This is a genomic window from Pseudomonas sp. TMW22090 (genome assembly GCF_022496665.1).
Taxonomy (GTDB): domain Bacteria; phylum Pseudomonadota; class Gammaproteobacteria; order Pseudomonadales; family Pseudomonadaceae; genus Aquipseudomonas; species Aquipseudomonas gregormendelii.
In genome coordinates, this window is the sequence record NZ_SCFH01000010.1 from 200,173 (window position 1) to 223,855 (window position 23,683).

Annotated in this window: 27 protein-coding genes; 9 read left to right on the plus strand and 18 right to left on the minus strand. The window is 60.0% G+C overall.

Annotated elements, in window-relative coordinates; all coding sequences use genetic code 11:
- Positions 1-4 precede the first annotated feature (4 nt).
- The 7 genes from EQV97_RS24970 to EQV97_RS25000 form a co-directional block, all read right to left on the minus strand.
- On the minus strand, positions 5-631 hold the full coding sequence (locus tag EQV97_RS24970; protein WP_122841360.1) for a response regulator transcription factor: 627 nt from the start codon (positions 629-631) through the stop codon (positions 5-7).
- A 251-nt stretch (positions 632-882) separates the two neighbouring features.
- Positions 883-1,272, minus strand: a complete 390-nt coding sequence (locus tag EQV97_RS24975) for a response regulator (RefSeq protein WP_240890253.1) — start codon at positions 1,270-1,272, stop codon at positions 883-885.
- Between the two features lie 180 nt (positions 1,273-1,452).
- Positions 1,453-2,781, minus strand: a complete 1,329-nt coding sequence (locus EQV97_RS24980) for a deoxyguanosinetriphosphate triphosphohydrolase (protein ID WP_240890254.1) — start codon at positions 2,779-2,781, stop codon at positions 1,453-1,455.
- A 69-nt stretch (positions 2,782-2,850) separates the two neighbouring features.
- Positions 2,851-4,014, minus strand: coding sequence for an EAL domain-containing protein (locus EQV97_RS24985; RefSeq protein WP_240890255.1), 1,164 nt, complete (start codon positions 4,012-4,014; stop codon positions 2,851-2,853).
- Positions 4,015-4,149: 135 nt separating this feature from the next.
- The gene (locus EQV97_RS24990) at positions 4,150-4,491 is read right to left on the minus strand and encodes a hypothetical protein (protein ID WP_240890256.1); all 342 of its coding nucleotides are present in this window, start codon (positions 4,489-4,491) and stop codon (positions 4,150-4,152) included.
- Complete coding sequence (locus EQV97_RS24995) at positions 4,488-4,877, minus strand: phage holin family protein (RefSeq protein WP_122841356.1); 390 nt, start codon at positions 4,875-4,877, stop codon at positions 4,488-4,490. Before EQV97_RS24995 ends, EQV97_RS24990 begins: the two co-directional genes overlap by 4 nt.
- A 1-nt stretch (position 4,878) precedes the next feature.
- Entirely contained in the window at positions 4,879-5,193 is a 315-nt protein-coding gene (locus EQV97_RS25000) for a YqjD family protein (protein WP_045058097.1), read from the minus strand.
- A gap of 305 nt (positions 5,194-5,498) precedes the next feature.
- On the opposite strand from EQV97_RS25000, the gene EQV97_RS25005 reads away from it, so the two are divergent.
- Entirely contained in the window at positions 5,499-6,707 is a 1,209-nt protein-coding gene (locus EQV97_RS25005) for an ammonium transporter (protein WP_225570725.1), read from the plus strand.
- A 1-nt stretch (position 6,708) separates the two neighbouring features.
- Here EQV97_RS25005 and EQV97_RS25010 read toward each other — a convergent pair whose 3' ends face one another.
- Positions 6,709-8,421, minus strand: a complete 1,713-nt coding sequence (locus EQV97_RS25010; protein ID WP_122841354.1) for a monovalent cation:proton antiporter-2 (CPA2) family protein — start codon at positions 8,419-8,421, stop codon at positions 6,709-6,711.
- A gap of 204 nt (positions 8,422-8,625) precedes the next feature.
- Between EQV97_RS25010 and EQV97_RS25015 the strand changes: the two genes are divergently transcribed.
- From EQV97_RS25015 to EQV97_RS25025, 3 genes are all read left to right on the plus strand, one after another.
- Complete coding sequence (locus EQV97_RS25015; RefSeq protein ID WP_122841353.1) at positions 8,626-8,862, plus strand: glutaredoxin family protein; 237 nt, start codon at positions 8,626-8,628, stop codon at positions 8,860-8,862.
- Between the two features lie 129 nt (positions 8,863-8,991).
- On the plus strand, positions 8,992-9,309 hold the full coding sequence (locus EQV97_RS25020; RefSeq protein ID WP_122841352.1) for a transcriptional regulator: 318 nt from the start codon (positions 8,992-8,994) through the stop codon (positions 9,307-9,309).
- Positions 9,310-9,380: 71 nt separating this feature from the next.
- Entirely contained in the window at positions 9,381-10,271 is an 891-nt protein-coding gene (locus tag EQV97_RS25025; RefSeq protein WP_122841351.1) for a pseudouridine synthase, read from the plus strand.
- A 68-nt stretch (positions 10,272-10,339) separates the two neighbouring features.
- On the opposite strand, the gene EQV97_RS25030 is transcribed toward EQV97_RS25025, so the two are convergent.
- Both EQV97_RS25030 and mobA read right to left on the minus strand, forming a co-directional pair.
- Positions 10,340-10,561, minus strand: coding sequence for a YgdI/YgdR family lipoprotein (locus tag EQV97_RS25030; protein WP_122841350.1), 222 nt, complete (start codon positions 10,559-10,561; stop codon positions 10,340-10,342).
- Between the two features lie 77 nt (positions 10,562-10,638).
- Positions 10,639-11,241: a molybdenum cofactor guanylyltransferase MobA gene (gene mobA / locus EQV97_RS25035; RefSeq protein ID WP_122841349.1), complete on the minus strand. Its 603-nt coding sequence runs from the start codon at positions 11,239-11,241 to the stop codon at positions 10,639-10,641.
- Positions 11,242-11,322: 81 nt separating this feature from the next.
- On the opposite strand from mobA, the gene moaB reads away from it, so the two are divergent.
- From moaB to yegS, 3 genes are all read left to right on the plus strand, one after another.
- A complete protein-coding gene (gene moaB, locus EQV97_RS25040) occupies positions 11,323-11,862 on the plus strand; it encodes a molybdenum cofactor biosynthesis protein B (protein ID WP_045058105.1) in 540 nt (179 codons plus the stop codon).
- A 22-nt stretch (positions 11,863-11,884) separates the two neighbouring features.
- Positions 11,885-13,072, plus strand: a complete 1,188-nt coding sequence (gene glp / locus EQV97_RS25045; RefSeq protein WP_240890276.1) for a gephyrin-like molybdotransferase Glp — start codon at positions 11,885-11,887, stop codon at positions 13,070-13,072.
- Between the two features lie 174 nt (positions 13,073-13,246).
- Complete coding sequence (gene yegS, locus EQV97_RS25050; protein WP_122841347.1) at positions 13,247-14,164, plus strand: lipid kinase YegS; 918 nt, start codon at positions 13,247-13,249, stop codon at positions 14,162-14,164.
- Here the strand turns inward: yegS and EQV97_RS25055 are convergent.
- The 3 genes from EQV97_RS25055 to EQV97_RS25065 form a co-directional block, all read right to left on the minus strand.
- Positions 14,148-14,807 (minus strand): response regulator transcription factor, encoded by a 660-nt coding sequence (locus tag EQV97_RS25055; protein ID WP_122841346.1) that lies wholly within the window; start codon positions 14,805-14,807, stop codon positions 14,148-14,150. The genes yegS and EQV97_RS25055 overlap by 17 nt on opposite strands.
- Positions 14,804-15,697, minus strand: coding sequence for a sensor histidine kinase (locus EQV97_RS25060; protein WP_240890277.1), 894 nt, complete (start codon positions 15,695-15,697; stop codon positions 14,804-14,806). Before EQV97_RS25060 ends, EQV97_RS25055 begins: the two co-directional genes overlap by 4 nt.
- 207 nt (positions 15,698-15,904) lie before the next feature.
- Complete coding sequence (locus EQV97_RS25065; protein ID WP_201148442.1) at positions 15,905-16,375, minus strand: hypothetical protein; 471 nt, start codon at positions 16,373-16,375, stop codon at positions 15,905-15,907.
- A gap of 423 nt (positions 16,376-16,798) precedes the next feature.
- Between EQV97_RS25065 and EQV97_RS25070 the strand changes: the two genes are divergently transcribed.
- Both EQV97_RS25070 and EQV97_RS25075 read left to right on the plus strand, forming a co-directional pair.
- Positions 16,799-17,734 (plus strand): chemotaxis protein CheV, encoded by a 936-nt coding sequence (locus EQV97_RS25070; protein ID WP_240890257.1) that lies wholly within the window; start codon positions 16,799-16,801, stop codon positions 17,732-17,734.
- 76 nt (positions 17,735-17,810) lie between these two features.
- A complete protein-coding gene (locus EQV97_RS25075) occupies positions 17,811-18,617 on the plus strand; it encodes an MOSC domain-containing protein (protein ID WP_240890258.1) in 807 nt (268 codons plus the stop codon).
- Between the two features lie 65 nt (positions 18,618-18,682).
- On the opposite strand, the gene EQV97_RS25080 is transcribed toward EQV97_RS25075, so the two are convergent.
- The 5 genes from EQV97_RS25080 to atuD form a co-directional block, all read right to left on the minus strand.
- Positions 18,683-18,967 carry a pyrimidine/purine nucleoside phosphorylase gene (locus EQV97_RS25080; protein WP_045058110.1) on the minus strand — a complete coding sequence of 95 codons (285 nt, stop codon included), beginning with the start codon at positions 18,965-18,967 and terminating at the stop codon, positions 18,683-18,685.
- 69 nt (positions 18,968-19,036) lie between these two features.
- On the minus strand, positions 19,037-19,579 hold the full coding sequence (locus EQV97_RS25085) for an exonuclease domain-containing protein (protein WP_122841341.1): 543 nt from the start codon (positions 19,577-19,579) through the stop codon (positions 19,037-19,039).
- A 71-nt stretch (positions 19,580-19,650) separates the two neighbouring features.
- Positions 19,651-21,612 carry an acetyl/propionyl/methylcrotonyl-CoA carboxylase subunit alpha gene (locus EQV97_RS25090; RefSeq protein ID WP_240890259.1) on the minus strand — a complete coding sequence of 654 codons (1,962 nt, stop codon included), beginning with the start codon at positions 21,610-21,612 and terminating at the stop codon, positions 19,651-19,653.
- A gap of 117 nt (positions 21,613-21,729) precedes the next feature.
- Positions 21,730-22,527 carry an enoyl-CoA hydratase-related protein gene (locus EQV97_RS25095; protein WP_122841339.1) on the minus strand — a complete coding sequence of 266 codons (798 nt, stop codon included), beginning with the start codon at positions 22,525-22,527 and terminating at the stop codon, positions 21,730-21,732.
- On the minus strand, positions 22,524-23,681 hold the full coding sequence (gene atuD / locus EQV97_RS25100; protein WP_122841338.1) for a citronellyl-CoA dehydrogenase: 1,158 nt from the start codon (positions 23,679-23,681) through the stop codon (positions 22,524-22,526). Before atuD ends, EQV97_RS25095 begins: the two co-directional genes overlap by 4 nt.
- Positions 23,682-23,683: the final 2 nt, after the last annotated feature.

The following is a 23,683-nucleotide window of genomic DNA, read 5'->3' on the forward strand; positions in this document are numbered from 1 at the left end:
TTTCTCACACGAGTGCGTTGCGTTTTGCCAGTTCAATGAGTTCGACCAGCGATCTGGCCTTCAGCTTGTGCATGAGTCTTTTTTTGTAAGTGCTGACGGTCTTGTTGCTCAGCAGCATGGCCTTGGCAATTTCCTTGTTACTGCGGCCCTGGGAAAAAAGTTGTAGCACCATCAATTCTCGATCATTGACTGATTTGAACAGTTCGATCTCGGCGTGGCGAATGTGGTCGCCACGAATGGGATTGAGCGCCGCACTTGGAAAGTAGTTGTATCCTGATAATACAGCCTTGATGGCGCTGACCAGTTCACTCAGGCCTTCCTGCTTGCACACATATCCGGACGCGCCCGACTGCATACAACGTATGCCAAACAGTGTCGGGCATTGCGCCGTCAATACCAAAGTCTTGATGCGGGGATTCATGGCGTTGAGTCGGGTGAGAATTTCCAGCCCGTCAAGTTTGGGAATGCTGATGTCGAGAATCACCAGGTCAGGCATGCATTCACGAATCATCTGCATCGCGTCTACGCCGTTATCCGTTTCACCGACGACTTTGAATTTTTCATGCTCCAGCAACATTCTTACGGCAAGGCGGATAACTGGGTGGTCGTCGACGATAAAAACGGAGTTCATAATCAAATCCCATGCGAATGTAGATAAAGCGCGCACCTTAGCTCAGAAGGTTCCGCTATCGCATGAACAGGCCTACCTCTATCCTTAATATCAGATGATTCCTACAGCAGAGCAGGAAAAGTACTACGTTATAATCAGTGATTGTATTGGATATTTAAAAGTTTCAAGGTTTCAAGCGGGTGCTGATAAGTTTAAAAAAACAAGCTCCAGAGCGATTTACTGAGTTTAAGTTTGCGAGATTTTGGCGTTAATTACTTGGCTGAAGTCAATAGCGTTATAAGTTCCAGATGTTTCAGAGGCTTTATCAGAAAACCTGACAGCGGTAATCCCAGTCTGATCGCCGACTGTGCAAGTTCGTCCAGTTCTACTGATGTCAGGCTACTGAGCAGTATCGCGCGCTTGATCATTCCCATGTGCGTTGCCGCTTCGATCAGTTGCAAGCCGCGCAAGTCGGGCAAACATTGATCACACAACAGGACGTCGTAGGGTGTAGGCGTCTCGCGCATCCTATGCAGGGCGACCTCGGCACTGCCGGCCGTGGTGATGTGTTCGAAGCCGTAGCTTTGGAGCAGGATTTGAGTTGCTCGAAGTTGGAAGTCGTGATCTTCAACCAGAAGGATGCGCAAGTCTGCTTCTTTCATCGGGATACTCACACTGAGCCGTCGAGCTGACGGAGGGTGATTATTTCGCGACAGGTGGGAGCAATCGATCAGTCGGCGCGACATGCGCTGTAGGACGATTCGTCAGGCCTTGAGTGTTTCAGGGCTACTGAGGGCTGATCGGCCACACGCAGGGCGTAATGGGCGATCAGCAGGTGTCGGTCAGTGACTGGAACGACCGGTCATTTCAAGGGCCATTTCGCTGGCGTAGCTGTCGGTCATGCCGGCGATGAAGTCGATCATGCGCAAGAATGACGTATGCAACGGGCCGCGAGGGTCGGGTGCATTGTTGCCAAGCAAATCCAGGATGCGCCGGCTCTTGAAGGACGGCGTTCGACCGTCATGCTGTTCCAGCGCCGCACCGCAGAAGGCATTCAGCAGGATCTCCAGGGTCGTGTAGGCTCCGATCTCATGCAGGGTCTTGCGTTTGTCCTGGAAGATCTTTTTACGCGCCATGTCCTTGGCATTCAGCACGCAGCGTTTTGCCGGACCGTGCATGTGCTCCACCAGATCGCCGGGCAGCACGCCGGCCAGAAGTGCGTCCTGCTGCTCGACAAACGCCCGCGCGGCGGCGTTGGTCAGGTGTTCGATGGCTTTGCCGCGCAGGATCGCCAATTTGCGCCGCCGCGAATCCGACGGGCCTAGCTGGCGATAGGTTTCAGGCAGATCGTCACCCACCAGGTCCAGCAACAGCGCCTCGACTTCCGCGTACTCGAGCAGCTCCATTTCCAGGCCGTCTTCCAGATCGATCAGCGCGTAGCAGATGTCATCGGCAGCCTCCATCAGGTAGACCAGCGGATGGCGCGCCCAGCGCTGATCTTCAAGTTGCGGCAGGCCGAGTTTGTGGGCGATCTGTTCCAGTAACGGCAACTCGCTCTGGTAGCAGCCGAACTTGTGCTTCTTGTAGCCCAGGGAGTCGGCATGCTTTGCCGTCCATGGGTACTTGAGGTAAGTCCCCAGAGTGGCATAGGTCAAACGGGTGCCGCCATCGAACTGGTGGTATTCAAGTTGCGTCAGCACCCGGAAGCCTTGGGCGTTACCTTCGAAATTGAGAAAATCATTGCGCTCGACCTCGCTCATCGCATCCAGCCAGCCGCGCCCGGCGGCCTGCTGAAACCAATGGCGGATGGCGTCTTCGCCGGAATGGCCGAACGGCGGATTACCAATATCGTGCGCCAGGCAAGCCGATTGCACCACCATGCCCAGGTCGCTGGGCTCACACCAGTCGGGCAGGGCGTTGCGGATGGTCTCGCCAACGCGCATGCCCAGGGACCGCCCGACGCAACTGACTTCCAGCGAGTGCGTCAGGCGAGTGTGGATGTGGTCGTTGCTGGTGACCGGGTGAACCTGGGTCTTGCGCCCCAGGCGACGGAACGCTCCGGAGAAGATGATGCGGTCGTGGTCCTTGTGAAAGGGGCTGCGTCCGAGCTCTTCCGGACTGTGCAGGGGCTTTCCGAGGCGTTCGCGAGTGAGCAGGGTTTGCCAATCCAAGGCTGATTCTCTCCGTCAGGTGACTGATGGCCTAAGCTTCCGGGTTCAGGTCGGGACGTGCAAGCGGAACTAAAGGCCGGCGGCGTCGATGTCGATGAGCAACAGCCTTTCTCCATGGGCGAAAAACTGTCCGGCGGTCAGGCAATACTGGTTGGTGGTGGCATCTCGGTAAGTATTGGAGAGCGTCAGGCGGCGCTCGTCCCAGCCTTCGGCCAGCAGGTGATAGAAATATGGGCGCCATGACCAGTTATGGCCCAGATAGCGATTGTCGGCTTTCCAGCCATTCTGGCTCCATTCCAGGTTCGGCGTCAGTTGTGTGCCGTGTCGATCACATTGGTAAAACCGCAGCAACCAGGGGAAGGCATCGAGCCGGGGCAGGGCGCTGAGCGGCGCGCTAGCCTGGGCCCAGTCCTGCAGAATGCCCATCAGTTCGCTCAGCTGCTGGCGCATGACCATCAGGCGGCCACGCTCAAGCAGTTTTTGCTGGACGTAGCGGTGGCGCAGCTGGGCGAAATGGTCGACGAACGCATCGGTGTGGAAGAAGTCTTCCTCGGCCCGGGCGAACAGAAAGCCCTGGACGTAGCGCGAACCGCACTCCAGGGCAAAATTGAGCTGGGCATCGGTTTCCACCCCTTCGGCGATGATCCAGCAACCGGTCTTTTCGGCCATTTGCGCCAGGGCCTTGACCACGTCGCTGCTCGGCCCACCCAACGCTGCAGCCTGAAACAGGCGCATGTCGAGTTTGAGAATATCCGGTTGCAGGGCCAGTACCCGATCGAGCTGGGAATACCCGGCACCAAAATCATCAATGGCAATCCTGGCGCCTGCCCGGCGATATCGCGCGACCACGTCGGCGAGGCGCTGGATGTCGCCACCGACCTCGGTGATTTCGTAGACGATGCGTTGCGGGTCGACGTCATGCCTGGTCATCTGCTTGAGGCTTGGCAGGTCCTGCTCTGGACGCAGGCGATTGACCCATCGTGGTGACATGTTCAGGCTCAGGAACCAGTCTGCGGGGGCTGCATGCAGGCGGCTCAAGGCGTGGTCGCGGATCTGCCGGTCGAGGCGACGCAAGGCGGCCGCAGGGATTCTGGGATCGGCAAACAATGGGCCGACCGACGTCAACTGGCCGTCCGCCTGACGCAGTCTTCCCAAGGCCTCGACGCCTGCGATGCGACCGGTGGCGGTATCAATGAACGGTTGGAAACAGGCGAGCGGTTGCCCGTCGATCACGAGGCCTCCTTGCTAAATTCTTGTTCTGGGATTATCCGGGTACCTGTCAGGCACGCAGCAGTAGGCACGCGGGGTTGAACCTCTTGTCCAAGAGATCCAACCCCGCATGATGTTGCAAGAATACAGCCAGCTTGCTTAGTGTTTGCGCGATGAGCCCTGCATGACCAGTTTGATCAACGGGCCCAGGGTCGTAGTCAGGCGAATCAGCCGGGTAACGCCACCGGCGCCGCCGGTCTTGGCGCCTTTGCCGGTCAGGAAGCCCAGCAGTGTCACTGCGGCGACGCCCCAGAGCGGTGCATGCTTGATGCCAAACCCGCCTTGAATGCTTTGCGTCATCCCGCGCACGCGGTGCAAAGGCTGCAGCAATTGCGCGGATTCGTGGCGAATTTCCTGGCGATGCATTTCCATGCGCAGGCGGATCAGCGCCTTGCGCATTTCAGTGCGTGAGGTGTTGTGCGGCAGTTCGGGCAGACTCATGGCAACAGGCGCTCCCGGTCATTGGCCAGTTCTTCCAGCGTACCGTGGAATGGCGAGGACTCATCGAAAATCGCTGCCTTCAGGCGCACAGCGCAGAAGATGGCCGCCAGCGTGTAGAACACACAGAGGCCGATGATGGCTGCCAGGCGGTAGGTGTCCCAGAACAGGATCATGACCAGGGTCGACAGGCCCACCAGCAACAGCAGGGCAAACACCAGCGCCAGGCCCGCAAACAACAACAGGCTTACGGTGCGGGCTTTCTGTTCCTGCAACTCGATGCCGAAGAGCTCGACATGACTGTGCAGCAACCCGAGAAAAGCGGCACCCAAGCGCCGCGGTGAGGAGCTTTGGCCCGTCGCGGACGAGCTGGATTCGCCGATCGCCATATCAGCGCCGGGTGGCCAGAAGGCCGATCAGGAAACCTACGCCGGCGGCAATCCCGACCGATTGCCACGGGTTGGCCTGGACGTAATCTTCGGTCGCAGTGACCGCAGCCTGACCGCGCTCGCGCAGGGAGTCTTCGGTCAGTTTGAGGGTTTCCCGGGCGCGCAGGAGGCTGTCGTGAATCTGGTCGCGCAATTCATCAGCCTGATCACCAGCGATGGTTTTGGTGTGTTCCAGCAACCGTTCAGTGTCGCTGACCAATGTTTGAAAATCATTCATCAGTATTTCTTGAGCAGTCTTTGCCTTGATGCTGGCCATTGGTGATCTCCGTAAGTGGCGTCTGTTGCGTTCGAGTATGAGCGGTAAGTGAAGGTTCAGTCCAAATGACTGGTACAGCTTTTGCTTTGCCATGGTGCGCCAGCCCGCGCCGTTGCGCTGTTGCTGGGCATGGTTTGAGCAAAACCATAACTCAAATAATTGAAACCCGCGCATAGGTCATGACCTTGCGCACCAAAACGGCTCCCCAGGCTTCCCTTGAGAACCTTGTTGAGGTGCAACTTGGTGCATAAATCTTCTGCGCGAACTGCTTTGGTGCTTTTTTAGCCTTAAGGTCTGCCGATCCCATGGAAAATCTGCAAAGCGCTGTCAACACTCTGGTTCACAGCTCCAATACGTTGTTCATTCTGATCGGCGCCGTCATGGTGTTGGCCATGCATGCCGGTTTCGCCTTTCTCGAGGTCGGCACGGTTCGCCAGAAAAATCAGGTCAACGCGCTGTCGAAAATCCTCAGTGACTTCGCCATTTCGACCCTTGCCTATTTCTTTATAGGCTACTGGATTTCCTATGGGGTCACCTTCATGCAACCGGCGGCGATACTGAACGCCGATCATGGTTATGGACTGGTGAAGTTTTTTTTCCTGCTGACCTTCGCCGCTGCAATCCCGGCCATCATCTCCGGGGGCATCGCCGAGCGCGCAAGGTTTGTACCACAGCTGTGCGCGACAGCCTTGATCGTGGCGTTCATCTACCCGTTTTTCGAAGGCATGATGTGGAATGGCAACTACGGCCTGCAAGCCTGGCTGCTGGCGCGTTTTGGCGCCAGCTTCCATGACTTTGCCGGGTCGGTGGTAGTCCATGCCATGGGCGGCTGGCTGGCGCTGGCGGCCGTGTTGCTGCTGGGACCACGACAGGGCCGATATCGCGACGGCCGGCTGGTCGCGTTCGCGCCGTCGAGTATTCCGTTCCTGGCGTTGGGGTCGTGGATTCTGATCGTTGGCTGGTTCGGGTTCAACGTCATGAGCGCGCAGACCCTGGGTAACGTCAGCGGACTGGTGGCAGTGAACTCGCTGATGGCCATGGTGGGCGGTACTGTGGCGGCACTGATCGTCGGGCGCAACGACCCCGGCTTTCTGCATAACGGGCCGTTGGCCGGACTGGTTGCGATCTGCGCCGGTTCCGATTTGATGCACCCGGTGGGCGCTCTCGTTACCGGTGCGATTGCCGGGGCGCTGTTTGTCTGGTGTTTTACTGCCGCGCAAGTCAAATGGCGCATTGACGATGTGCTGGGCGTGTGGCCGCTGCATGGCCTGTGCGGGGTTTGGGGGGGGATCGCCTGCGGGATATTCGGCCAGGTCGCACTGGGCGGCTTGGGCGGCGTCAGCCTGATCAGCCAGTTGATCGGTACGGCGCTGGGCGTAATCGTGGCGCTGCTCGGCGGCCTGGCGATTTATGGCGGCATCAAGGCGCTGCATGGCCTGCGCCTGAGCCAGGAAGATGAGTATCACGGTGCGGACCTGGCGATCCACAAGATCGGCGCGGTCAGCCAGGACTGATTCAACGTTCATCGTCGTCCGAACCTGGATAGAAGTCGTGCAACAGGCGATAGCGATCGATGCGGACCTGGTCTACGCGGTCCTTAACCTGTTGTGCGGGCAGGCCGAGCATGATCAGCGCGTGGGAGGCGAGCATCAGGCTCGATTCCAGCAGCTCCGGCACGACCTCGCTGGCCCCTGCTGCATTCAATTCGGCGAGCTGGCTGTCATCGCGAGTGCGCACCAGGATCGGTACGCTCGAGTTGTGCACGCGCGCCTGCTTGAGGATGAGCATGGCAATGTCGGCCCGGTCCACGGCAATCACCAGCAGCCGGGCGCGGTCCAGTCCCACTGCGAGCAGCAGTTCGCCGCGGCGGGAGTCGCCGTAGTGCACGCAACGTTCGCTGACAGCGGCCTCCTGTACTCGCACCGGGTCGTTGTCCAGCGCAATGTAGGCTTGATGTTCATGGCGCAGGAAGCGGCCGATGGACTGGCCAACCCGGCCGTATCCGCAGATGACTACGTGACCGTCCAGGCCGGCATTGAGTGCGCTGATCTGTTCCAGCTGCGCTTCTTCATTGGGTTTGCGATGCAAGCGCGCGGCTATGCGCGGCGCCGCGCGCAGGAGCAAGGGCGTCACCAGCATCGAGCAAAAGGTGGCGGCAAGCAGCAGTGCGGCGAAGTCGCCCGGAAGCATTTTGCTCGTTTGCATTTGCGCCATCAGCGCAAAGCAGAACTCCCCGCCCTGGGCCAGCGCGAGGCCGCTACGCCAGGCGGTTTCGGTGTCACTGCCACGCCATTTGACCAGCAGCGCGACAACGCTGCCCTTGATCAGCAGCAACGCCAGCGTCAACCCCAGGATCAGCAGGCCATGGCTGGCAAATAGCTGCAAGTCGATCAACATGCCGATGCTGACGAAAAACAATCCAAGGAGGATGTCGCGGAAGGGGCGGATGTCAGCCTCGATCTGATGGCGGTAGTGGCTCTCGCCCAGCAACATGCCGGCGAGAAACGCCCCCAGTGCAGGCGACAGGCCGAGCAGGTGGGTCAGCCATGCGGTGAGCAGGACAATCACCAGCGCCAGCAGCACAAACAGCTCTGCGGAGCGAGCCGCCGCCACCTCATGGAATAACCGCGGCAAAAGCCAGCGGCTGGCCATCAGCAAGCCGACAAACAACACCAGGGTTTTGCCCAGCGTCATGGGCAGCGCCCAGTACCAGGGTTGCTCGCTACTGCCTGCAAACACGGGCACCAGGGTCAGCAGCAGAACGGCGACCACGTCCTGGAACAACAGCACGGCGATGGCGTTCTGGCCGTGGCTGCTGAATATTTCACCAAGGCTGCCAAGCTCCTTGCTGACGATGGCGGTCGATGACAGGGCCAGCCCCGCACCCAGTAACAGCGCAGGTATACCCGGCATGCCGAACAGCATCAGCAGGCTCCCCAGCAATACCGCACATATCAGCACTTGCAGGCTGCCAAGGCCGAACACCACCTGTCGCAGTGCCAGCATTTTCGACAGGGAAAATTCCAGCCCCAGGGAAAATAGCAGGAACACCACGCCCAGCTCGGCGAGATCCGGCAGCTCTTCGCTTTCATTGACCCAATTGAACGCAGTGGGGCCGATCATCAGCCCCACGCACAGGTAGCCCAGGACCGGTGGCAAGCGCAGTCGCTGGAACAGCGCAATCACCACCAGGGAGGAGGCTAGGATGATCAGCAGATTGGCGAACACGAACTCTCCGAATTTGAAGTTGGCTAATGAAGCGTAGAGGCAAAAAAAGACCGAGCATCACTCATATGGCATTTGCCGGGAATGATTTGAGTCAGGGGATTGCCAGATCCTCGAACCGCCATTGCCCAGGCGCTGCAGGCTTCGTCTCGACTGACTTGGATCGTGGGCCTAGAATGAACCCCTACTTTGCCTGGGCCCCTCGCCATGCCTCCTGAATGTCAGCTGTTCGGCACCCTTGGTTGCCATCTGTGTGAACTTGCCGAAGAAGAGTTGATGCCCCTGGTCGAGCACGGTTTGCTGGTCGAGCTGATCGACATTGCCGAGAACGAAGACTGGGTCGAGGACTACGGGTTGCGAATTCCGGTGCTGCGCCGCGTGGATACGGGAGCGGAGCTGGACTGGCCATTCGATGCCGAGCAGATAGTGGCTTTTTTGCGTTGAACAGCGCTCCACTTATCGCTCTGCCCGATTGATCCGTTGGCGAAAGCTCGCTGATTCGGTTACTGTATGTGTATACAGTTATTCGGATGGCCTGTCTTGCGGGCGATCCTGCGAGTCAGAGGATGAGTCATGGTCAATGTCGAACAGTTGAAGAACAGCGTGAACCGCATGTCGGCGGACGTGGTGCGAGAGGCCGTTCTCGAACTGCGCCTGGACGGCCTGGTGACCGAAGGGAAGACCCCCTTCAACAAGCTGCATTTCAACACCTGTTTCGCCGAAATCGAAGCCTTGTTCCAGCGCGCAGGGTATCACCGGCAGCTGGATGTGGTCGGTTACCAGGGCTTGCTGTACGCATTGTATGACCCTGGCCGCTGGGAGGCGGTCGACGTGTTGCGCTGGCTCAAGGAGTTCACCGAGGCCGCCGCCCGCGACCGGATACCGGCGTGAGTAATCTCTTCTAGGATCGTTCTGGCCGCTGCAGGATAATGCTGACCTGCATTAGGGGTCAGAGCGTTCTTATGTCCACTTCATCGTTTTCTGCTGCGCGCACTCAAGCCAGTACTCTGTATCTGCCCCCGGGTGCGTGGCAGACCGTGCTCGACTGCCTATGCGAGCACTTCAGTGCCATCGGCCGCGAGCAATGGCTCGACCGCATCGCCCGCGGTCGTGTACTGGATGGCTTTGGGCAACCTATCCCCCTCGACCTGCCGTACAAGGAAGGTTTGCGCATTCATTATTTCCGGGAAGTCGCGGATGAAAAACCGATTCCGGTGGTCGAGTCGATCCTGTACGCAGATGAGCATCTGGTGGTGGCGGACAAGCCGCACTTCCTGCCAGTAACGCCTGCCGGTGAATACGTCGAGCAAACCCTGCTACGCAGGTTGATCCATCGCCTGGATAATCCGCATCTGGTGCCCCTGCATCGCATTGATCGCCACACAGCGGGCCTCGTGCTGTTTTCAGCCCATCCTGACAGCCGCTCGGCCTACCAGTCCCTGTTCCCGACCCGGCAGATCGAAAAACGCTACGAAGCTATTGCTCCTGCGTTGCCCGGGCTGTGTTTCCCGCGGGTGCACAAAAGTAGGCTGGTGGAGGGCGAACCTTTTTTCCGCATGCAGGAAGGTCCCGGCGCGACCAATACCGAGACAGCGGTGGACGTTAAGGAAAAGAACGGCGACTTCTGGCGTTATGCGCTGTACCCGGTCACGGGCAAGAAACATCAGCTGCGCGTGCACATGGCCGCCCTGGGCGCGGGCATCTGTAATGATCCGTTCTATCCCCAGGTGCTCAAGGACGTCGTCGATGACTATGCCAACCCCTTGAAGCTGCTGGCCCAGGGATTGCGCTTCGTCGACCCGATCACCGGGCAGGAGCGTTGTTTTGAAAGCTCGCTGTTTCTGGACTGGTGATGACGGTATTGCAGGCATGAAAAAGCCCGCCGAAGCGGGCTTTTCTGTATCGGGCTATGCCGTAAAGATTACAGCTCTTTAACGGTACGAACCTGATCCTTGTTGATGCGGGTTTCTTTACCGTCGAGTTGCTGGAACTCGTAGAAACCGGAATCTTCATCATACTGTGGCGCGTCGACAGCCTGGATTTCGCGACCGTCATTCAAGGTGATCACGGTAGGCGAAGAGCAACCGGCTAGGGTCGCAAGGCCCAGTGCGAGCATGAAAGTGGCGAGGGTCCGTTGAGTCATGAGTGTGTCTCCGATATGAATTCTTTGGTTACTGAGCTTGTAGACGTGTACAACGCGCGCAAGTTCCTTGGCTAGTGTCAGTCTGACACAGTGCCGTGGCTGCTTAACAGCTCCGGAGTATTCAGGTTGGCCAGCCGCGGGTCGTTTTCGGGGCATTGCAGGGCGATCGCACCCAGTTTGCGCATGATCCGGCCGGGACTGCGTTCCCCCTCACTCCAAGCCTCGTCGAATGCCTGGCAGAGTTCCACGGGGATGACGCATAACAGCGGTTCCCAATGCTCGCCATGGCGCAGCATCAATGGTTTGTCCGGATGCCGGCTGGCGGTTTCGCGCATGGCCTGCAGCAGCGCGGCGTCAATGCGCGGCACATCACAGGGCAAGACCATCATGAAACGGTGCCGTGCGGCCTGCAGGCCTGCGCGAATCCCCGCCAGGGGCCCCGGGAAATCCCCTTCAACGTCATGCACCATGCGGTCGGCATAGGGTGCGTATTTGTCCAGATTGCGATTGCAGGAAATAATCAGGTCATCGCTCAGTGGCCGGGTCTTGCGGTGCAGATGCGCAATCAGCGGCTCGCCGTGCCAGTCCAGCAACCCTTTGTCCTGCCCCCCCATGCGTTGGCCGCGCCCGCCGGCCAGGAGCAGAATGGAGCAGGGCGGCAGTTGGGTTTCGAGGGTCATGGCGAGCCTCCATGGGGGCGGCGAAAAAAGTGAGGGCTGTGATATAACACCGGCCTGTTTTTCCTACAACTGGACGAGCCTATGAAAGCCAAGGCTGATGTACCTTTCGCGCCGCTGAACATTGCGGTGCTCACGGTCAGCGACACCCGTACCCTGGAAACCGACACTTCTGGCCAGGTCTTCGTCGACCGCCTGAGCGCTGCCGGGCATCGCCTGGCCGAGCGGGTACTGCTCAAAGATGATCTGTACAAAATTCGAGCGCAAGTCGCCCACTGGATTGCCGAAGATGTCGTGCAGGTCGTACTGATCACTGGCGGCACCGGTTTCACCGGCCGCGACAGCACGCCGGAAGCGGTGAGCTGCCTGCTGGACAAGCAGGTTGACGGATTTGGCGAGCTGTTTCGGCAAATTTCCGTAGCCGACATCGGCACTTCCACTGTGCAATCCCGTGCGCTGGCCGGCCTGGCCAATGGCACGCTGGTCTGCTGCCTGCCGGGTTCGACGAATGCAGTACGTACCGGGTGGGATGGCATCCTCGCCGAGCAGTTGGACTCGCGGCACCGCCCGTGCAACTTCGTGACTCACCTGAAACAGGCGGCACCCTGTGAATCCCGCGGGTAAGCCTGGCAAGACCGGCGCTTTGATGCCGGTCGAAGCCGCACTGGCACGCCTGCTGGAAGTGGCTGGCGCCACGCCTATTCTGCAGCGTGAACGCTTGCCCCTGGCCCAAGTGCAGGGCCGCGTTCTGGCCGAGGACTTGATTTCAACCCTGGATTTGCCGCCCTGGCCGAACAGCGCCATGGACGGCTATGCGTTGCGCTTGGGCGACTGGACCGGCGAACCGCTGGTGGTTAGCCAGAAGATTTTCGCCGGTAACGCGCCGCAGCCCCTGCAGCCCGGTACGTGTGCGCGAATTTTTACCGGTGCTCCAGTGCCGGCGGGTGCCGACTGCGTCGAGATGCAGGAAAACGCCGAGGTCCAGCCGGACGGGCGAGTAGCGTTCACCCAAAGTCTGAAAGTGGGGCAAAACATCCGTCCTCAGGGCCAGGAAACCACTGCCGGAGAACAGGTGCTGGTGGCCGGGACTCGCTTGGGCCCGATCGAACAGGGCCTGGCTGCATCACTGGGCTGCGCGGAGCTGGAAGTCATTCGCAAGGTTCGCGTTGCGGTGCTTTCCACCGGTGATGAACTGATCGAGCCTGGTCAGCGCCTCGGCCCGGGGCAAATCTACAACAGCAACCGGGTGCTGCTGTGCAGCTGGTTGCAGCGCCTGGGTTGCGAGGTGATCGACGCCGGTATTCTCCCCGACGACCTGCCCACTACCCGCGCTCGCCTCGGCGAACTCAACGACGTTGACCTGATCCTTTCCACCGGAGGCGTCTCGGTGGGTGAGGCTGACTTTCTTGGAATTGCCTTGCGCGAGGAGGGTGAGCTGACGCTATGGAAACTCGCCATCAAGCCTGGAAAGCCGCTGACCTTCGGGCACTTTCGCGGGGTGCCGGTGATCGGTCTGCCAGGTAATCCGGCCTCGACCCTGGTGACCTTTGCCTTGTTGACCCGACCTTATCTCTTGCGCCGTCAAGGCGTGCAGGACGTAGAGCCCCTGAAGTTCCAGGTGCCGGCGGGTTTCGACTGGCCGATGGCAGGCAATCGTCGAGAGTACCTGCGAGGGCGTCTGGAAAACGGCCAAGCGATCATCTACAAGAACCAGAGCTCCGGTGTGTTACGCAGTGCAGCGTGGGCCGAGGGACTGGTTGAGGTACGGGAGGATCGCACGCTGGTCGCAGGTGAGTTTGTCGGGTTCATTCCACTGAGTGAAGTCCTGGGCTGACACCTGTGGCCGGCAACTGACGGGTGCGTGTTGCACCCGGTCACCGGGCCAGCATGGTCACCGCTGTAGGACTCGCCTCTGGCCTCGCTTAAATATTTGGTTTTTTTACGGCTTTTTTGGCGGTGGGCGAGGTCAACAGCTGCCATACGGAATCCAATCCTGGGAGTGACTGCCATGAGCGAACGCAAAGCGCTGTTAATTCTGCACGGCAAGCAAGCGCTCAACGAAGCGGTGCGTACCGCAGTTGAAGAGAAACGGCAGCAGGGCTGGGACCTGGCTGTACGGGTGACCTGGGAGGCTGGCGATGCCCAGCGGCTGGTCGATGAGGCACTGGATGCCGGTTATGTGCAGATTATCGCCGGGGGCGGAGATGGCACCCTGCGCGATATCGCCGAAGCAATCGCCAACCACTCGGCAGATGCCAGCCTGGTGCTGATGCCCTTGGGCACCGCGAATGATTTTGCTCGCGCCGCCGGGGTACCGCTGGAACCTGGGCCCGCATTGGAGCTACTGGATGCCCCGGCCAGTGCCATTGACCTGGGCGAAGCCGGCTCGCAAGTTTTCCTGAACATGGCCACGGGTGGTTTCGGTAGCCAGGTCACCGCCAACACGTCGGAAGACCTGAAAAAAGTGCTCGGTGGAGCTGCCTATCTGTTTACCGGATTGTCGCGTTTCAGCGAGTTGCACGCCGCCTACGGCGAGTTGCAGGGGCCTGATTTCCAATGGAAAGGCGAGCTCCTGGCACTGGGCATCGGCAATGGTCGACAGGCCGGTGGCGGCCACGTCCTGTGCCCCGAAGCACTGGCTGACGATGGTTTGCTTGATATCAGCATTCTGCCTGCACCCCAGGAAGTGGTCGGCACCCTGAAGAACCTGCTGGCCGATGGCTTCGGTCTGGACAACATGTTCGTGCGTGCCCGCTTGCCCTGGGTTGAAATCAAGGTTTCGGAAGGGCTCTACATCAACCTTGATGGCGAGCCACTGGAAGGCGACAACCTGCGCTTCGCGGCGCGTCCGGCAGCCCTTCGAGTGCATCTGCCAGCGAACTCACCCTTATTGAGCGGTTCGACGATCGTTAATCATCCAGACTGATGATCCGCTCACGCACGGCAAACAGAACCAGCCCGGCCACGTCGTAGATCTGCAAGCGCTTCATGATCTGCGAGCGATGGGTTTCCACGGTCTTGATGCTCAGCCCAAGGCCGCTGGCGATTTCCCGGGTGGATTTGCCGCGAACGATCAGGCGCAGGATTTCCAGCTGGCGCGCCGTCAGGTTGTGGGTATCGCCTGTTTGCGCCTGGTTCGTGCGATTGCGCAACAGCGCCTGGTTGATCACGGTGTGGGCGATAGCCGGGCTCAGGTAGCGCTCGTTGTTGCGCAGGGCTTCCAGTGCCTGTTCGAGCTCGGTGGCGGTGGTGTCCTTGAGCAGGTAGCCGTGGGCACCTGACTCCAGCGCCTGCATGATCAGGGCAGGGTCGGTGTGCATCGACAAGATCAATACCTTGCATTGCGGACGCACGCGCTTGAGTCGTTGCAGCGCCTCCATGCCACCGGTTTGCTTCATGGAAAGATCCAGCAGGACGATGTCGGGCACCAGGCGCTCGACCGTCTCGACCAGCTGCGAGCCGTCGTTCGCTTCTCCCACGACCGAGTAACCGGGAATATCCAGTACCAGGGCGCGCACGCCAGCCCTGATCAGCGAGTGGTCATCCACCAGAAGCAAGTTACAAGTCAATGCAGAACCTTATTCGTGCTGGCCCGTTCAAGCGCACGGGGCGCCCAGGGGAAAAGTACTTCGATGCGCGTGCCTTTGCCCGGCTCGCTGATGATCGACAATGTGCCGCCCAGTTGCTGGACCCGCTCGGCCATGCCGGCCATGCCTCGCTGCCCCTCAAGCCCCGGATCTGTCGCGGGAGAGAATCCCCGGCCATCATCACTGATCGACAGTGACAGGCCCTGGGGCAGGCGCTGCAGACGAACCAGGAGGTTTTTCGCCCTGGCATGGCGCAACACGTTCGTCACCGCTTCCTGCGTGAGTCGAAATGCCGCCACGGCTGTTTCTTCGGGAATCCCGATCAGTCGCTGCTGGCACTCCAGGCTCCAGTGCAAGGCGGTATTGGCCAAAGCCTTGAGCAGATGCGCGCGCAAGCTGGCTTCCAGGCCAAGACTGGCCAGTTGCCGCGGATTGAGAATGGCCGACACATCGCGAACCTTCGCCAGCGTTTCTTCCAGCGTATCGCAGAGCGTCGCGCACTGGCTTTGCAGGTCTTCGGGCATGCGGCGCTTGAGCCATTCACTTTGCAGTTTGGCCGCCGTGAGCAATTGGCCGATATCGTCGTGCAACTCGCGACTGAGGCGATGACGTTCATTTTCCTGGACCTGCAGCAGCCGATCAGCCAGTTCCTGGGGCTGAAACTTGATCATCGTGCTGGAAAGGCGATGTTGCAGCCACAGGGCCAACAGCGTCGCGAAATTCAGCGCCAGCAGGCCAGGTGGAAACTGCAGGGCCATGCAATAGACCAGCAGGTTGCCCAGCACCGAGCTGGTGCACAGCAACAGCGTCAGCCGTCGCGCCTTCACGGGGGTGGGGGGCCACGGGATGATTGACTTCAGGCTGGCGTACATAGCGGATGGAGCCAATGAATGTTCGCTGCGAAAGGACAGCCAAATGCAGTGGCGTATCCGGGTGTGGAATCAATGCGCCATTAATTGACGTCAATTATTGGTCGGCATGATAACACCGAAGATACCGTTGGTCGCGCCAGCTCCAGAGGGCTGAAGCGTCAGCCCCTACGTCTATACGGTTCTTCCTTCAAACATGTTCGCCACGGATCAGGCATGAACCGCCGCGAAGCCCACGACAGTAAAAGGTTTGGCGGTCACGGGTGGCTGGAACGGCCGGTGGCCGACCTGAAACGCAAAGGCTTCAATCAGTTCGGTCTGCTCGCTGTCGTCCAGGCAGAGCTCACCGGTTTTCTGATCAATCAGCTCAAGTTGCCAGGCCATTAACGTCAGGCAGTCTTTCAGCGCGCCAAGCGCTTCGTCGTGCAGTGGCAGGTGATGGTGGGCATGGTTAAGCACGCTGTGAATGTGCAGCGAAAAGCCTGACACCGCGGCAAGGGCCAGTGATTCAGCCTTGCTTGCGAGCTTGAGCAGGGTGCTGAGTATGCAGTCGATCGCATCGTTGTCGTCGCTGATCAGTTGCAAGTGACTCAGGCATTCCTCCGTTTTGGCCAAAAGCAGTTCCGCCTCGACTTGAAACTCGGTGAACCGCTGAGCCCACCCTTTATGGTCGATTCGCATGCTGACTCCACACCATCATGTCAAATGAGCAATTGTCGTGTGTGGCGATGTGAGCGGCTGCGCTCCTGTTGTTGCGGACGGCGCCCGCGTATTCGGTCGGGCACAGGACCACTTGCCTTCGATCGCACACAAAAGCCGACTCCGTTCATACAATGAGAATGGCATCACATTAATGGCTATCGGAAAGGACGAATATCAGGTCGGGCCTGATCGCGTGTAGGGGGAACCCTTAGGCGAGGGAACCTGGCGAGCAAAAGACTGTCTCGCGCGGTGGGTGCAGGGCTGGAGATCGCTGCCAGTAAAGCATGATGCTAATGTGACATCAATGCCTCGGCATGGCATCTTCACCAGGGGGTCAAGGTCTGCCGTGCGCAGCCGATAAACCTTCTTAATGAATTCACCCGTACAAGCCCAGGAGTCATAATGGCCGGCATTCTCGACACGGTAGATAAACGCACGCAACTGGTGGGTGAGAATCGCCTCGAAATCCTCATGTTCCGCCTGGCGGGCCGGCAACTGTTTGCGATCAACGTGTTCAAGGTCCAGGAAGTGTTGCAGTTGCCAAAGCTGACCCTGATGCCCCAGCGCCATCCATTCGTCTGCGGCGTGGTCAATTTGCGGGGTCAGACCCTGCCAGTGATCGACTTGTCCCAGGCCATCGGCATGCGGCCATTGGTCCCGGGGCCGACCAGCACGATCATCGTCACCGAATACAACCGCTCGGTGCAGGCATTCCTGGTCAGTGGCGTAGATCGGATCGTGAACATGAACTGGGAAGCCATCCTGCCTCCACCGACCAGCGCCGGCCGCCAGCACTACCTGACTGCGATCAGCAAGGTTGATGACCAGTTGGTGGAAATCATCGATGTCGAGAAAGTCCTGGCGGAAATCGTCCCGTACAACGCCAAAGTGTCTCGCGAGAAACTCGAGGATCCGGTGCTTGAGCGCGCAAGGGGCCGTGAAGTGTTGCTGGTGGATGACTCAAATGTGGCCTTGGCGCAATTGCGCGACACCCTGGGCCAGTTGGGCGTAAAGATGCATATCGCCAGCGATGGTCTCAAGGCCTTGAGGATGCTCAAGGCCTGGGCCGACACAGGGGAGAACATGACCGACAAGCTGCTGATGGTATTCACCGACGCCGAGATGCCGGAAATGGACGGCTACCGCCTGACCACCGAAATTCGCAACGATCCGCGCTTGCGCGGGCTTTACGTGGTGCTGCATACGTCGTTGTCCGGCAGTTTCAACGAGTCGATGGTGAAGAAGGTGGGTTGTGACAATTTCCTGTCCAAATTCCAGCCGGACAAACTGGTTGATGTGGTGCGCCAGCGATTGTTGCTGGATGACGTACCGGTTTGATCGACGCCAGACACGCGTTCTTTGATTCAGGCCCCAAGCTCGTATAGGGTGACGTTTTCCCCTCAGGAACCTGGCCATGCTGCATCTGAGCGCACTCTACCGTTACCCCCTGAAATCCGGCAAAGGCGAGGCCCTGCAACAGGTCAGCCTGGACAAACTGGGCGTGGACGGTGATCGACGCTGGATGCTGGTGGACGAAGCCACCGGCCGCTTCCTCACCCAGCGTGCGGTGGCAACGATGAGCCAGTTGTCCGCCTTGTGGAATGCCCAGGGCGGCCTGACGCTTAGCGCTCCGGGGCATTCGACCATTGATATACCCCTGCCTGGCGGCGATGCCGAACTGCGCGGAGTGACCATCTTTCGCGACAGCCTGCGCGTACCCGATGCCGGAGACGAGGCGGGTGCCTGGGTCAGCGAGTTCATAGGCAAACCTACTCGACTGGTACAAATCCCTCTCGATCGTGCCCGTACGACCCAGTCCGGCTATGGCAAGGACGATGATCAAGTGGCTTTCGCCGACGGCTTTCCGCTGTTGCTGATCGGCCAGGCGTCCCTGCAAGACCTGTCGCAACGGGTCGGGCGCCCGCTGGAAATGCAGCGCTTTCGACCCAACCTGGTCATCGAAGGCAGTGACGCATTTGCCGAAGACGGCTGGAAGCGCATTCGCATCGGTGATGTCGAGTTCCGGGTGGTCAAGCCCTGTTCGCGCTGCATCCTGACTACGATCGATCCACAGACCGGTCAACGCAGCGAAGACCGTGAACCCTTGGCCACCTTGCAGAAATACCGGGCCCAGGCTGACGGCGCGATGTTCGGCCAGAACCTGGTGAACGACGGCAATGGCCGGCTGGAAGTCGGCATGCCAGTGTCGGTGCTCGAATAACGGCGCTGGAAATAAAAATGCCCGGGTCGGCCCGGGCAATTTTTTCGCTATGAAAACCCGCGGTTTTAGCCGCGGTATTCGCACAGGTAAGCGGTATCGACAGCCACTTTCAGCTGGAACTTGCTGTTAGCTGGCACATTGAACTGGCTGCCTGCTGCGAAGGTTTCCCAGTCGGTGCTGTCTGGCAGCTTGACGGTCAGTGCGCCGCTCACGACATGCATGATTTCACGCTGGCTGGTGCCGAATTCATACTCGCCCGGTGCCATGACGCCGATAGTCGCCGGACCTTCTGCGGTGCCGAAGGCGATGGACTTGACGGTGCCGTCAAAGTACTCGTTGACTTTAAACATGGGCGATTCCTCAAAAAGGGCTTAAAAGGGCCGGCCAGTATGCACAAGCCCCTGGGCGCCGTCACCACTCTAGGCGGGGAGAATCAGCGGCAACAGGCGCGCTGTATTGCGTGCGTCCTCGAGGGCCCGATGTTGTTGTCCGGTGAACTGCATGCCCGCCAGTTGCAGGGCGCCGTTGAGGCCCAGCGGGCGCTCCAGCCTGCGCACCTTGGCGAAGCGCTGCTTGAGGTTCATGTGGGGCACCCGACCGAGCAGGCTGTCGAGTTGCAGCCGTTGCCACTCCTGTACCAGCTGCTGGCGATCGTAGTCGCCCCAGCTGGCCCAGCCCTCCAGGCGTGATTCATGCTTGCCGAGCCAACGCTCGAAGGCAGCCCAGACTTCGTCCAGGGGCTGCGCGGCGTCGATGTTGGCCTGGGTGATGTGCGTCAGTTCGCGGCAGAACGGCGTCAGCAAGGGACGGCGTAGCGGCCGGACGAAACGCTGGAAATGATCGAGCTCGCGACCTTGGCGATCCACCAGGGTGGCACCGATTTCGATGATTTCCATTTCCGTTACTGGCCAACCACCCTCATCGGTGGTGGCTTCAAGATCAATGACCAGCCAATGGGGCATCGCAGGTTTCCTGGTATCCGCGTCCTGATAGGCTTTGAGCGTAGCCAAACCCTGCGGTTCCGCCTAGCGGCTTATTCGACCTCGAGCAAAATCTGCCGATTTTTCACCTGGTCGCCGACACTGACCTGCAGGCGCTTGAGCACGCCGTCGATGCCGGACTTCAGCGGGTGCTCCATTTTCATGGCCTCCAGCACCACCAGCAGCTGGCCTTTGTGCACGGGGCTGCCCTCGCTGACCAGTACATCGACGATGGCGCCATCCATCGGTGCCTTGAGGGTGCCGGAGCTGATACTGGCCTGCGCGCTGACCGGTGCTTGCGTGCGGTCTTCCAGGCACAGGCTGCCGGGACGGGTGAACAGCCACAGGCGGTCGGCTTCGAGACGGTAGGCATGGCGCTGGCGAATGCCGTCGATGTCCAGGATGGCCCAACAGCCGTCGCATTCGATCACGTTCAGGGTCAGGGCCTGGCCGGCGATGTGTACCCGGTAGGGTTGTCCTGCAAGCCCATTCAACTCCACGGCCCAGTCCTGTTCCGCCAGGCCCAGGCGATAGAGCAGGGGTACGCTGGCATTGCTGCGCCAGCCGGCCAGCGGCCCGGCATGCACCCGGGCCGAATGGTGATGGAACAGTGCGGCCGCGATCGCCAGTTGCGCAGCGCTCGGCACCCGCGGGCGCAGACAGTCGTGATCGGCGAAATGGGTAGCGATGAACCCGGTGTTGAATTCACCGCTGACGAACTGTGGATGTTCCAACAGGCGCGCCAGTAGCGCCTGATTGGTCTGCACGCCCAGCAGCACGCTGTCCTGCACGGCGCGCACCAGCTTGCGCCGGGCTTCCTCGCGGGTGGCGCCGTGGGCGATGATTTTGCCGAGCATCGGGTCGTAGAACGGGCTGATATTCTGGCCCGCAATCAAGCCGTGGTCGATCCGCACAGTGCTTTGCAAGACGGGCTCCCATACCCCGACACGTCCGGTTTGCGGTAAAAAGCCCTGGGTTGGGTCTTCGGCGTACAAGCGCACTTCCATGGCATGACCGGTGAGCTGCACTTGGTCCTGGCGCAACGGCAGCGGCAGTCCTTGCGCGACCAGCAACTGCCACGCCACCAAATCGAGGCCGGTGATCATTTCGGTCACCGGGTGCTCGACTTGCAGACGGGTGTTCATTTCCAGGAAGTAAAACCGCCCTTGCCGGTCCAGCAGGAACTCCACCGTCCCGGCGCCGACGTAATTCACCGCGCGGCCGGCCTTGAGCGCCGCTTCTCCCATGGCCTGGCGCAAGGCTTCGGTCATCACCGGGCAGGGCGCTTCCTCGATGACTTTCTGATGGCGGCGTTGAATCGAACAATCGCGCTCCCCGAGATAAATCAGATTGCCGTGCTGGTCGCCAAACAGTTGCACCTCGACATGCCGAGGATCGATCAGCGCCTGTTCCAGGATCAGTTCATCGCTGCCAAAACCGTTCAACGCTTCGGACCGTGCGGTGTGAATCTGCGCCAGCAGGTCACTGGCATTCTGTACCAGGCGCATGCCGCGACCGCCGCCTCCGGCACTGGCCTTGATCATCAGTGGATAACCCAGTCGCGCGGCTTCACGACCAAGGCTCGCGTCGTCCTGTTCAGCGCCCTGATAGCCATCGATACAGGGCACTCCTGCGGCAAGCATGGCGATTTTCGACAGCCGCTTGCTGCCCATCAGTTCGATGGCTTCGGGGCTCGGGCCAATAAAGGTCAGTTCGGCCTCCCGGCAGGCGAGGGCAAATTTGGGGTTTTCCGAGAGGAAACCATAGCCTGGGTGAATGGCGTCAGCACCGGTGCGGCGCGCGGCGTCGATGATCGCCGCAATGCTCAGGTAAGACTGTTGCGCCGGGGCCGGGCCGATGTTCACGGCCTCATCGGCCATGCGCACGTGCAGTGCGTCGGCGTCGGCGTCACTGAAGACGGCGACGGTACGATAGCCGAGGGCTTGGGCGGTGCGCTGGATGCGACAGGCGATTTCACCGCGGTTGGCGACCAGGATCTTGTTGAAGGAGGGCATGGAGTCTTCGCTCTGGTTACACGGTGGATTTACGGGCCTCTACGCGAGCAAGCCCGCTCCCATAGGGGATCTGTGGCGTTGACGAACCCTGTGGGGGCTGGTTTGCCTGCGATGCTTTCACAGAGCCCACCCTGGTTTACGTTTTTGCACGAAAGCCATAGTCCCCTCGACTCCCTCAGGCCCGGTCACTGCGTCGCTGAACCATTGCGCCGCTTCATCCAGCAAGGCATCGGTCGGCTGTCCGGCACTGGCCAGCAACAGACGCTTGGTCAGTGCATTCGCTCCCGGCGCGCAACGCAGCACATGGGCCAGCACTTCATCGAGCCGCTCGGCCAGGGCCTGGGCGTCATGCTCGACGAAGTGCACCAGGCCGATCTGTCGCGCCTGGGTGCCATCAAATCGCGCGGCCGTCAGTGCCAGGCGCCGTGCTTGCGTCAAGCCAATGCGCTGGACCACGAACGGGGCGATCTGCGCTGGCAGTACTCCGAGGCTGGTTTCCGGCAAACCGAACTGCGCCTGGTGGTCCGCCAGCGCGACATCGCTCACGCACGCCAGCCCCAGGCCACCGCCCAGTACTGCGCCCTGCAGCACCGTGATCACCACTTGCGGCGCGTGCTGCACTTCCTGCAGCAGCGCACCAAACGCCCGATTCAGCTCGCGAAACCCCTCCGGGCCTTGAGTTCGGGCGTTGGCCATATCCTTGATGTCGCCGCCGGCGCAAAAATGCCCCCCGGCGCCGCCGATCACCAATGCCCGAATGGCCTGGTCCTCGCGCACGTTCGCCAACAAGCCCCGCAGTTCGGCAACCATTTGCAAGCTCATGGCGTTGCGACTTTCCGGGCGATTGAGCGTGACGTGCAGCACGCCGTTATGCAATTCGAGGAGCAACGTCTGGCATACCGGCAAGCGGTTCATTTCTTCTTCCCTGGCAGGATACCCATGAGTTTGCAGATGATCCCCAACATGATTTCGTCGGCGCCCCCGCCGATCGACACCAGGCGCACATCCCGATAGGCCCGTGCCACGGGGTTGTCCCACATGAAGCCCATGCCGCCCCAGTATTGCAGGCAGCTGTCGCTGACTTCACGCCCCAGGCGCCCGGCCTTGAGCTTGGCCATCGACGCCAGGCGGGTGACGTCCTGGCCCTTGATGTATTGCTCGGTGGCCTGATAGACCAGCGCCCGCAGGCACTCGATTTCGGTTTGCAGTTCGGCCAGGCGAAAGTGAATCACCTGGTTGTCGATCAGGGCATTGCCAAAAGTCTTGCGCTCCTTGCAGTACTCGATCGTGCTGTCGACGCAGTGCTCCAGGCCCTTGAGCATGTTGGCCGCACCGAACAGGCGTTCTTCCTGGAACTGCAGCATCTGCATCATGAAGCCCGCCCCTTCGTGGCCAATGCGGTTGCGCTGCGGTATACGCACATTGTCAAAAAAAACCTGGGCGGTTTCCGAACTGCGCATGCCGAGCTTGTCCAGGTGCGAGCTGAGGCTGATGCCCGCAGTATTCATGGGCACCATGATCAGCGACTTGTTGATGTGCGGCTTGTCGTCCGAAGTGTTGGCCAGCAAACAGATGAAATCGGCGCTCGGTGAGTTGGTGATCCACATTTTGCTGCCGTTGATCACGTAATCGTCGCCATCCTTGCGTGCGCTGGTTTTGAGCCCGGCGACGTCAGAACCGGCTCCGACCTCCGACACTCCGATGCAACCGACCTGCTCGCCAGTGATCGCCGGGCGCAGAAATTCTTCCCGCAGTTCGTCGCTACCAAAACGCGCCAACGCCGGCGTGCACATGTCGGTCTGTACGCCGATGGACATCGGAATACCGCCGCAGTGAATGGTGCCGAACTCCTCGGCCGCGACGATCGAGTAGCTGTAGTCCAGCCCCATGCCGCCAAACTTCTCCGGCTTGGAAATCCCCAGCAAGCCCAGTTCGCCGGCCTTGCGAAAGAGCTGGTGAATGGGAAAACGCCCGGCTTTTTCCCATTCGTCGACGTGGGGATTGATCTCGTTGTCGACGAATTGGCGGACCGTGCGGCGCAGTGCTTCGTGTTCCTGGGTGAAGATCATTT

What these genes read in the sequence shown, in the direction of transcription:
- EQV97_RS24970 (WP_122841360.1), bottom strand. Translation starts at nt 631, where the DNA reads ATGAACTCCGTTTTTATCGTCGACGACCACCCAGTTATCCGCCTTGCC.
- EQV97_RS24975 (WP_240890253.1), bottom strand. Translation starts at nt 1,272, where the DNA reads ATGAAAGAAGCAGACTTGCGCATCCTTCTGGTTGAAGATCACGACTTC.
- EQV97_RS24990 (WP_240890256.1), bottom strand. Translation starts at nt 4,491, where the DNA reads ATGAGTCTGCCCGAACTGCCGCACAACACCTCACGCACTGAAATGCGC.
- EQV97_RS24995 (WP_122841356.1), bottom strand. Translation starts at nt 4,877, where the DNA reads ATGGCGATCGGCGAATCCAGCTCGTCCGCGACGGGCCAAAGCTCCTCA.
- EQV97_RS25000 (WP_045058097.1), bottom strand. Translation starts at nt 5,193, where the DNA reads ATGGCCAGCATCAAGGCAAAGACTGCTCAAGAAATACTGATGAATGAT.
- EQV97_RS25005 (WP_225570725.1), top strand. Translation starts at nt 5,499, where the DNA reads ATGGAAAATCTGCAAAGCGCTGTCAACACTCTGGTTCACAGCTCCAAT.
- EQV97_RS25015 (WP_122841353.1), top strand. Translation starts at nt 8,626, where the DNA reads ATGCCTCCTGAATGTCAGCTGTTCGGCACCCTTGGTTGCCATCTGTGT.
- EQV97_RS25020 (WP_122841352.1), top strand. Translation starts at nt 8,992, where the DNA reads ATGGTCAATGTCGAACAGTTGAAGAACAGCGTGAACCGCATGTCGGCG.
- EQV97_RS25025 (WP_122841351.1), top strand. Translation starts at nt 9,381, where the DNA reads ATGTCCACTTCATCGTTTTCTGCTGCGCGCACTCAAGCCAGTACTCTG.
- EQV97_RS25030 (WP_122841350.1), bottom strand. Translation starts at nt 10,561, where the DNA reads ATGACTCAACGGACCCTCGCCACTTTCATGCTCGCACTGGGCCTTGCG.
- mobA (WP_122841349.1), bottom strand. Translation starts at nt 11,241, where the DNA reads ATGACCCTCGAAACCCAACTGCCGCCCTGCTCCATTCTGCTCCTGGCC.
- moaB (WP_045058105.1), top strand. Translation starts at nt 11,323, where the DNA reads ATGAAAGCCAAGGCTGATGTACCTTTCGCGCCGCTGAACATTGCGGTG.
- glp (WP_240890276.1), top strand. Translation starts at nt 11,885, where the DNA reads ATGCCGGTCGAAGCCGCACTGGCACGCCTGCTGGAAGTGGCTGGCGCC.
- yegS (WP_122841347.1), top strand. Translation starts at nt 13,247, where the DNA reads ATGAGCGAACGCAAAGCGCTGTTAATTCTGCACGGCAAGCAAGCGCTC.
- EQV97_RS25060 (WP_240890277.1), bottom strand. Translation starts at nt 15,697, where the DNA reads ATGTACGCCAGCCTGAAGTCAATCATCCCGTGGCCCCCCACCCCCGTG.
- EQV97_RS25065 (WP_201148442.1), bottom strand. Translation starts at nt 16,375, where the DNA reads ATGCGAATCGACCATAAAGGGTGGGCTCAGCGGTTCACCGAGTTTCAA.
- EQV97_RS25070 (WP_240890257.1), top strand. Translation starts at nt 16,799, where the DNA reads ATGGCCGGCATTCTCGACACGGTAGATAAACGCACGCAACTGGTGGGT.
- EQV97_RS25075 (WP_240890258.1), top strand. Translation starts at nt 17,811, where the DNA reads ATGCTGCATCTGAGCGCACTCTACCGTTACCCCCTGAAATCCGGCAAA.
- EQV97_RS25080 (WP_045058110.1), bottom strand. Translation starts at nt 18,967, where the DNA reads ATGTTTAAAGTCAACGAGTACTTTGACGGCACCGTCAAGTCCATCGCC.
- EQV97_RS25085 (WP_122841341.1), bottom strand. Translation starts at nt 19,579, where the DNA reads ATGCCCCATTGGCTGGTCATTGATCTTGAAGCCACCACCGATGAGGGT.
- EQV97_RS25090 (WP_240890259.1), bottom strand. Translation starts at nt 21,612, where the DNA reads ATGCCCTCCTTCAACAAGATCCTGGTCGCCAACCGCGGTGAAATCGCC.
- EQV97_RS25095 (WP_122841339.1), bottom strand. Translation starts at nt 22,527, where the DNA reads ATGAACCGCTTGCCGGTATGCCAGACGTTGCTCCTCGAATTGCATAAC.
- atuD (WP_122841338.1), bottom strand. Translation starts at nt 23,681, where the DNA reads ATGATCTTCACCCAGGAACACGAAGCACTGCGCCGCACGGTCCGCCAA.